Source organism: Streptomyces sp. SID11385 (genome assembly GCF_010548245.1).
Taxonomy (GTDB): Bacteria; Actinomycetota; Actinomycetes; order Streptomycetales; family Streptomycetaceae; genus Streptomyces.
Genome location: NZ_JAAGLR010000180.1, coordinates 23,819 through 30,101, shown reverse-complemented (window position 1 = coordinate 30,101; position 6,283 = coordinate 23,819). Strand labels below are relative to the sequence as shown.

Annotated in this window: 5 protein-coding genes and 1 pseudogene; 3 read left to right on the top strand and 3 right to left on the bottom strand. The window is 73.1% G+C overall.

Annotated features, from left to right (window positions below; all coding sequences use genetic code 11):
* Positions 1-303, bottom strand: a pseudogene (locus tag G3I42_RS36860) (M23 family peptidase); the annotation flags it as partial.
* A 282-nt stretch (positions 304-585) separates the two neighbouring features.
* Between G3I42_RS36860 and G3I42_RS05470 the strand changes: the two are divergent.
* Together G3I42_RS05470 and G3I42_RS05465 are read left to right on the top strand one after the other, a co-directional pair.
* Complete coding sequence (locus tag G3I42_RS05470; protein WP_164282866.1) at positions 586-1,077, top strand: ribose-5-phosphate isomerase; 492 nt, start codon at positions 586-588, stop codon at positions 1,075-1,077.
* A 2-nt stretch (positions 1,078-1,079) separates the two neighbouring features.
* Positions 1,080-1,895 (top strand): DNA-formamidopyrimidine glycosylase family protein, encoded by an 816-nt coding sequence (locus G3I42_RS05465; RefSeq protein ID WP_164282864.1) that lies wholly within the window; start codon positions 1,080-1,082, stop codon positions 1,893-1,895.
* Positions 1,896-1,989: 94 nt separating this feature from the next.
* Here G3I42_RS05465 and G3I42_RS05460 read toward each other — a convergent pair whose 3' ends face one another.
* Positions 1,990-3,222: a GNAT family N-acetyltransferase gene (locus tag G3I42_RS05460; RefSeq protein ID WP_164282861.1), complete on the bottom strand. Its 1,233-nt coding sequence runs from the start codon at positions 3,220-3,222 to the stop codon at positions 1,990-1,992.
* A 230-nt stretch (positions 3,223-3,452) separates the two neighbouring features.
* Here G3I42_RS05460 and G3I42_RS05455 point away from each other — a divergent pair, with 230 nt between their 5' ends.
* Positions 3,453-4,562: a PP2C family protein-serine/threonine phosphatase gene (locus G3I42_RS05455; protein WP_164282859.1), complete on the top strand. Its 1,110-nt coding sequence runs from the start codon at positions 3,453-3,455 to the stop codon at positions 4,560-4,562.
* A gap of 438 nt (positions 4,563-5,000) precedes the next feature.
* Here the strand turns inward: G3I42_RS05455 and G3I42_RS05450 are convergent, their stop codons facing one another.
* Complete coding sequence (locus tag G3I42_RS05450; RefSeq protein WP_164282858.1) at positions 5,001-6,215, bottom strand: cation:proton antiporter; 1,215 nt, start codon at positions 6,213-6,215, stop codon at positions 5,001-5,003.
* Between the last annotated feature and the right edge of the window lie 68 nt (positions 6,216-6,283).

Below are 6,283 nucleotides of genomic sequence, written 5' to 3'. Positions count from 1 at the left end.
CACCGCCCGGCCCACCGGCACCGCCCGGCCCACCGGCACCGCCCGGCCCACCGGCACCGCCCGGCCCACCGGCACCGCCCGGCCCACCGGCACCGCCCGGCCCACCGGCACCGCCCGGCCCACCGGCACCGCCCGGCCCACCGGCACCGCCCGGCCCACCGGCACCGCCCGGCCCACCGGCACCGCCCGGCCCACCGGCACCGCCCGGCCCACCGGCACCGCCCGGCCCACCGGCACCGCCCGGCCCACCGGCACCGCCCGGCCCACCGGCACCGCCCGGCCCACCGGCACCGCCCGGCCCACCGGGGTCGCCGGGACCTCCGTTCCCGCCCGGCCCTTCGGGGCCGTCCTTGTGTCCGGGCTCGCTGATCGACTGCGTCATACGTTGAGTCCTTCGTTTCGCCTGAGCGCGGGGTCCCGGAGGGAACCACAAAGCGCGCGCTTAGGACAATCCCCGCGCGCGCCCGCTGCCAAGCACACGCTCAGTTGGCTTGGTCACGGTCCGGGACGGCGCGGACAAGGGGGACGCGCGCCACCCGGACCCGGGAGCGGCTACCCCGTTCCCGACGTGCCACACTCCTCGGTATGCGCGTGTATCTCGGCTCCGACCATGCGGGCTACGAACTCAAGAACCACCTCGTCGAATGGCTCACCGAGCACGGACACGAGCCGGTCGACTGCGGCCCCCACATCTACGACGCCCAGGACGACTACCCGCCGTTCTGCCTCCGCGCCGCCGAGCGCGCCGCCGCCGACCCCGAGGCCCTCGGCGTCGTCATCGGCGGCAGCGGCAACGGCGAGCAGATCGCGGCGAACAAGGTCGAAGGCGTCCGCTGCGCCCTCGCCTGGAGCGTCGAGACGGCGAAGCTCGGCCGCGAGCACAACAACGCCAACGTCGTCTCGGTCGGCGCCCGGATGCACTCGACCGACGAGGCCACCTCCTTCGTCGAGGTCTTCCTCAGCACCCCGTACTCCGAGGAAGCGCGCCACACCCGGCGCATCGAGATGCTCACCGCGTACGAGAAGAGCGGCGTGCTGCCGCCCGTCCCGGCCCACCACCCGCAGCCCGAAGCCTGACCGTGCCCGAAGGCCACACCCTGCACCGGCTCGCCGCCGACCACGACCAGCGGTTCGGCGGCCGGCCGGTGCGGGCCGCCTCCCCGCAGGGCAAGTTCGCCGCCTCGGCCGCGCTGCTCGACGGAGCCGTCCTCGAAGGCGCCGAGGCCCACGGCAAGCACCTCTTCCTCGCCTTCGGCCCGCTCGGCTGGGTCCACATTCACCTCGGCCTCTTCGGCAAGGTCGCCCAGGGCCCGGGCACCCCGCCCCCGGCCACCGACACGATCCGGCTGCGCCTGACCGGACCGGGCGGCTGGTCCGACCTGCGCGGGCCCACCGCCTGCGCGCTGATCGACGACGAGGCCAAGGCCGCCGTCCACGCCCGCCTCGGGCCCGACCCGCTGCGCGAGGCCGACGACGGAGAGGCCGCCTGGACGCGCATCGCCCGCAGCCGCACGACGATCGCCGCGCTGCTCATGGACCAGAAGATCGTCGCGGGCGTCGGCAACGTCTACCGCGCCGAAGTGCTCTTCCGCCACGGCATCGACCCCGCACGCCCCGGCCGCTCCCTCACCCGCGCCGAGTGGGACGCGCTCTGGACCGACCTGCGGGCGCTCATGCGCGAAGGCGTCCGCCTGGGCCGCATCGACACCGTCCGCCCCGAGCACACCCCCGAGGCCATGGGCCGCCCGCCCCGCCGCGACGACCACGGCGGCGAGGTCTACGTCTACCGCCGCGCCCACCAGCCCTGCCTGGTCTGCGGCACGGAGATCAGGACCCGCGAACTGGCGGGCCGCAACCTCTTCTGGTGCCCGCGCTGCCAGGGGACCGGGGCATAGCGGGCGCGAGTCCGCACGGACGGGGCGGGGCTGCCGGGCAGGGGTGCTCCCGTACGAGCCCCGCCCCGTCCCCCTACGAGGCTCAGAAACCGTCTCAGAACCCGTGCGCCAGGAACGGCGCCACCTGGCTCCCGAAGCCGAGCGATACGGGCCCCAGCGCCCCGGCCCTCACCTCCCGCACCCGCCCGGCCGCCGCGAATTCCGCAAGCGAGGTCCCCCCGAGGTACGCGCCGCCCAGCTCGCGGACCGACAGCGCGAGATCCGCCGCGTCCTCCGTACGCACGCACGCGGCCCCCTCCGGTCCGCCGCGCAGCCGCCAACGCCCCTCGTTCCACGGGCAGAAGTCGTCCCGCACCTCGAAGACGGCGTCCACCGGAACCTGGTACGTACGGGCCGCGAGCGCCGCGCCCACGTCCACGAGCCGCACGTACAACTCTTCGCGCAGCGTCGGCCGACAGCGGCGTACATCGCTGACGAGCGCCTGCCACGGGGCGTCGAGCGGTGTCCGGCTCAGCTCCACGGTCTCGACCAGGTCCAGCGAGAGCACGTGCCGCAGCAGGGCCGCGTACGCCGGGGGATCGAGCGCCTCCAGAGTCCGTACCCGCACCTCGCCGTGCGGCGTACCGGCCTCGTCCCACACCGGTTTGACCTGGAAGCGGGTGAAGCCCACGACTTCGCCGTCCCGTTCGGCGAGCACGACGCGCAGCGGCGAGAAGCCCGCGCGGTCCGCCTCGGGATCGAGCAGGCCGAGCCGTTCCCAGCCCGGCTGCCGGGCGAAGAGCCCGGGACGCCCCGGAACGAGCGCCGCGTACACCGCCTCGCACGCCAGCAGCGACTCCAGAAGCCCCGCCCGCCGCACCCGTACCCGCTCGGTGCCCTCGGGCGCGACCACCCGCACCCGGTGCGCGTCGATGCGCGCCCGCACCATGCGCGTCGCGGCCTCGTACCCGAAGCGGCCGTAGATCGGCGCCTCGGACGCGGTGAGCACCGAGAGCGGCTCGCCGAGCGCGCGTACCTCGTCGAGTTGCGCGCGCATCATCGCGGTCAGCACGCCCTGCCTGCGGTGCGTGTCCGCGACGCTCACCATCGTCACGCCGTTCGCCGGGACGGAGGCCCCGCCGGGCACCGTCATCCGGAACGTGAAGCCGCTCGCCGAGCCGATCAGCTCCGCACCGTCCCAGGCGGCGAACGAGCGGTCGAACTCGACGAGTTCGTCCCAGAGCGCGCGTTCCTCCGCCGCCTCGTGCAGCCCACCGAAGGCGAGGATCAGATTGTCGTACCACTGGGGGTAATAGGCCTTGTCGAGCTTGCGCACCTCGGTCGTCATGCCGCCTCTCTACCAACACGACCGCCGCACCGCGAGGGCATTTCCCCCTGAACGCGCGGTGTGCGCCCGCTGTGCGCGCCCTGCGCCCGATCATCAGTGCGGACGTGGTGCGGGGTGCGCTACCTGGACAAAGTGGACCCCTCGGTGCGCGAAGGCATCGCCGCTCGGTAGGGTCCCGAGCAATGACAGGCGAACGCGTTGCGGCGCAGACCCCCGCGGCACGGTGGCGAATGCGGTACCACCGGGCCCGCATCGCCGTGCGCCGGGCCGGGGTCGACTACTTCCGGGGCGACGGCTCGGACTGGATCGCCCTCGTCGGGCTGCTCCTGTGCGTGCCGCTCATCGGCTGGCTCACGGTCGTCGCCCCCGTCTGGTGCGATCCCGCGATGCTCGCGGTGCCCATCACGATCGGCGGGCTCGTCCTGCGCCCGGCGAGCCTGCTCGGGCTCTACGCGGGCTCGGCCGCGGCCCTCATCGTGGAATCGGTGGTCCTCGGCCCGTACACCGACGGGCCCGCGCGGGTCACCCCCGGCTCGATCCTCGTCGTCGCGGGCTGCGGCTTCGTCGGCCTGCTCGTCGCCCAGTTCCGCAGCCGGGTCGGCGTGCCGTGGCGGCGCGGCGGCACGATGCTCTTCGACCTGCGCGAACGCATCCGGGTGCAGAGCAAACTGCCGGGTCTGCCGCGCGGCTGGCACCGGGAGATGTCCCTGCGACCGGCCGGCGGGCAGTTCTTCTCGGGCGACTTCGTCGTCGCCTCGCGCACGAAGAAGGGGCGCGTCCTCGAAGTCGTCCTCACCGACGTCTCCGGCAAGGGCATGGACGCCGCCTCCCGCGCGCTGCTCCTGTCCGGCGCCTTCGGCGGCCTCCTCGGCTCACTGCCTCCGGCCGACTTCCTGTCCGCCGCCAACGGCTACCTGCTCCGCCAGGACTGGGACGAGGGCTTCGCCACGTCGATCCACCTGGTCCTGGACCTGGAGACGGGCGAGTACGAGGTCTACTCGGCGGGCCACCCGCCGGCCGTCCAGCTCCACGCCGGGACGGGCCGCTGGGAGCAGATGACCGCGGAGGGCCCGCTCCTGGGCGTCTACGGCGGCGCCGAGTTCGAACCGGCCAAAGGCTGCCTGCACCCGGGCGACATCCTGATGCTCTTCACCGACGGCCTCGTCGAGACCGCCGAACGCGAGATCTCCGAGGGCATCGACCGCCTCACCGGCGAGGCCGACCGGTACGTGCCCGGCGGCTTCGTGGGTGCCTCGTGGCACCTCATCGAGGCGGTGGCCAAGGACGTGAACGACGACAGGGCGCTGGTGCTGATCTGCCGGGATCAGGTGGGGGAGTAGGGGCGGGGAGCTGGCTGGGCGGGGAGCTGGCTGGACGGGGGCGGCTCGGGGGCGAGTGGGCTTCGCTGTGCGGTGCACGCGGGCAGCCCCCACCCTCCCTGGGGGGCGCCCCTGCATCAAGTCTTCCGCACCCCTCCCCACCCCCCGCACCAATCCCGCGAATCTGTGGATAACTTCGTGGAAGCCGCAAAACCGCCCACTCTTTCGAGTGAGCGGTTTTTTCGCGATTGCGCAGCCGTCGCTGATGTGTGCCACTCTCTTCCTCAACCGACCGGCAGGCCACTGGCCCAGCCCGTCGGCAGGTCCGTACGGGGAACGTCTCTCACCGTACGAGGGCTCTACTGCCTCACGGGTCAGCCTCAACCCCGGAAGGCAGCAACCTCACCCACCACCAGTACGAGCGCGGAGCGGCCCCGAGGCCGGCCGCCCCCGCCGTACTCACCCCGCGCCGCCGGCCTTGACCAGAGAGACGGTCTCGGTCGGCGGAGCGGTTTCGGGCCCCTCCCCGGGGTCCGTCTCGGCCGTCGGCAGCAGGTGCGCGAGCCAGTGCGCGCGTCCTGCTGCCAACGGGCCGAGGACGGCGAGCAGCAGTACGTAGCCGGCGATGAAGGGCGAGAGCCGCTCGTCCAGACCGGCGCCCGCCGCCATCGTGGCGAGGATCAGCGCGAACTCGCCGCGGGCGAGGAGCGTGGTCGCGATGTTCGCGGACGGGCCCCTGCCGAAGCGGTACATGCGGCCCGCGAGCAGCCCCGCGACCACGTTCATGGTGAAGGTCAGCAGGACCGCGAGCAGGACGGGCCCCAGCACGCTCGGCAGGTCGCCCGGGTTGATGGAAAGACCGAAGGCGAAGAAGAAGATGGCCCCGAAGGCATCCCGCAAAGGGTGCACGAGGGTGCGGATACGGGCGCCCGAGGACGTGCTGCCGAGCATCAGGCCGACCATGAAGGCCCCGATCGCGTCCGCGACCCCGAACCACTCCGAGACCCCGGCGACGAACACCGCCATCCCCAGGAAGGAGATGACGAGCAGCTCGTCGTCCCGCGTGTGCATGAGCCGCCCCACGAGCCGCGTCCCGAAGCGCGCGGCCAGCGCGAGCAGCAGCAGGAAGCCGAACGCCTTCGCGCCGTCGAGCACCGCCGCGGCGAGCGAGTCGGCTCCGGACAGGATCGGCTGGAGCGCGGCGAGATAGAGCGCGAGGAAGATGTCCTCGACGACGATGATGCCGAGGATCGGACGCGTCTCCGGATTGCCGAGGCGCCCTGTGTCGACGAGGACCTTCGTCACGATCGCCGAGGACGAGATGCCGAGCACCCCGGCGAGGACCAGAGCTTCGGAGGTGCCCCAGCCGAGGGCGAATCCGAAGCCGAGGCCGGCGCCGACGTTCAGGGCGAGATACGTGCCCCCGGCGAGCGCCATGCGCCGCCCGCCCGTCCTGAGCTCGTCGAGATGGAATTCCAGCCCCAGGTAGAAGAGCAGCAGCACCAGGCCGAGGGCGCTGAGCATCTCCAGGTCGTGCGGGTCCGAGACGAGCACGACTCCAGGGGTGTGCGGGCCGAGCAATATCCCGGCCAGGATGAACAGCGGGATGGTGGGGAGTCCGATGCGCCCGCCCGCCCGGGCGAGCACGGCGGCGGCGAGAAAGGCGCCGCCCATCGCTATGAGGGTCTCCGCGTGTCCGATGAGCCCAACCTCCGCATCAAGTCAAGCAATGGTCAAGTGAA

Excerpts from the sequence above, each read along its gene's own strand:
- G3I42_RS05470 (WP_164282866.1), top strand. The coding sequence starts at position 586 with ATGCGCGTGTATCTCGGCTCCGACCATGCGGGCTACGAACTCAAGAAC.
- G3I42_RS05460 (WP_164282861.1), bottom strand. The coding sequence starts at position 3,222 with ATGACGACCGAGGTGCGCAAGCTCGACAAGGCCTATTACCCCCAGTGG.
- G3I42_RS05455 (WP_164282859.1), top strand. The coding sequence starts at position 3,453 with ATGCGGTACCACCGGGCCCGCATCGCCGTGCGCCGGGCCGGGGTCGAC.
- G3I42_RS05450 (WP_164282858.1), bottom strand. The coding sequence starts at position 6,215 with ATGGGCGGCGCCTTTCTCGCCGCCGCCGTGCTCGCCCGGGCGGGCGGG.